The sequence below is a fragment of the Isoptericola sp. NPDC056134 genome, assembly GCF_042264825.1.
GTDB classification, from domain to species: domain Bacteria; phylum Actinomycetota; class Actinomycetes; order Actinomycetales; family Cellulomonadaceae; genus Isoptericola; species Isoptericola nanjingensis.
The window spans coordinates 1-1794 of record NZ_JBHJVM010000062.1 but is presented as its reverse complement, the minus strand read 5'-3'; the positions used below and the strand labels follow the sequence as shown (position 1 = coordinate 1794).

Below are 1794 nucleotides of genomic sequence, written 5' to 3'. Positions count from 1 at the left end.
GTGCTCCTGGCGGAACAACTGGCACACCAGAGGTTCGTCCGTCCCGGTCCTCTCGTACTAGGGACAGCCCTTCTCAAGTTTCCTGCGCGCGCAGCGGATAGGGACCGAACTGTCTCACGACGTTCTAAACCCAGCTCGCGTACCGCTTTAATGGGCGAACAGCCCAACCCTTGGGACCTACTCCAGCCCCAGGATGCGACGAGCCGACATCGAGGTGCCAAACCATGCCGTCGATATGGACTCTTGGGCAAGATCAGCCTGTTATCCCCGGGGTACCTTTTATCCGTTGAGCGACGGCGCTTCCACAAGCCACCGCCGGATCACTAGTTCCGACTTTCGTCCCTGCTCGACCTGTCGGTCTCACAGTCAAGCTCCCTTGTGCACTTGCACTCGACACCTGATTGCCAACCAGGCTGAGGGAACCTTTGAGCGCCTCCGTTACATTTTGGGAGGCAACCGCCCCAGTTAAACTACCCACCAGGCACTGTCCCTGATCCGGATTACGGACCGAGGTTAGATGGTCGATATGGCCAGAGTGGTATTTCAACGATGACTCCACCCGACCTGGCGGCCGGGTTTCACAGTCTCCCACCTATCCTACACAAGCCACACCGAACACCAATACCAAGCTATAGTAAAGGTCCCGGGGTCTTTCCGTCCTGCTGCGCGTAACGAGCATCTTTACTCGTAGTGCAATTTCGCCGAGCTCGCGGTTGAGACAGCGGAGAAGTCGTTACGCCATTCGTGCAGGTCGGAACTTACCCGACAAGGAATTTCGCTACCTTAGGATGGTTATAGTTACCACCGCCGTTTACTGGGGCTTAAATTCTGGGCTTCACCGAAGTTGACCCGTCCTCTTAACCTTCCAGCACCGGGCAGGCGTCAGTCCGTATACATCGTCTTGCGACTTCGCACGGACCTGTGTTTTTAGTAAACAGTCGCTTCTCCCTGGTCTCTGCGGCCCTCCCCGCTTCCCACCGCAAGGGTGTTCACGGATCGGGCCCCCCTTCTCCCGAAGTTACGGGGGCATTTTGCCGAGTTCCTTAACCACGATTCGCTCGATCGCCTTGGTATTCTCTACCTGACCACCTGAGTCGGTTTGGGGTACGGGCGGCTAGAACCTCGCGTCGAGGCTTTTCTTGGCAGCAGAGGATCACCCGATTCCCGCATACGCGGTCACTATCAGTTCTCACCCTATGTGCTTCGCGGATTTGCCTACGAAGCGGGCTACAACCTTGGACGTGGACTACCATCGCCACGCCGGGCTACCTTCCTGCGTCACCCCTGTTAACACGCTTACCTACTACCGGTTCGGGTCCCACGCCGCGCCACCGGTGAGATCCCGAAGGATCTCGGTGGTGGTCTGGGATGGTTAGCATCACCGGGCTCGGTATGGGCGGTTCTTCGCCGGTAGGAGAATATCAACTCCTTGTCCATCGACTACGCCTGTCGGCCTCGCCTTAGGTCCCGACTTACCCAGGGCGGATTAACCTGGCCCTGGAACCCTTGGTCATTCGGCGGACGGGTTTCTCACCCGTCATTCGCTACTCATGCCTGCATTCTCACTCGTGTGGGCTCCACCACTAGGTCACCCTGCAGCTTCACTGCCCACACGACGCTCCCCTACCCACCCACACACCTGAACACCAATCAAGTTGGTGCTGGGCTAACGTGTGAGTGCCACGGCTTCGGCGGTGTACTTGAGCCCCGCTACATTGTCGGCGCGGAATCACTTGACCAGTGAGCTATTACGCACTCTTTCAAGGGTGGCTGCTTCTAAGCCAACCTCCTGGT

At 57.9% G+C, this 1794-nt stretch carries 1 rRNA gene; it reads right to left on the bottom strand.

Annotation, left to right across the window (positions count from 1 at the left end):
- Nucleotides 1-1794, bottom strand: a 23S ribosomal RNA gene (locus ACFCZN_RS21235); the annotation flags it as partial.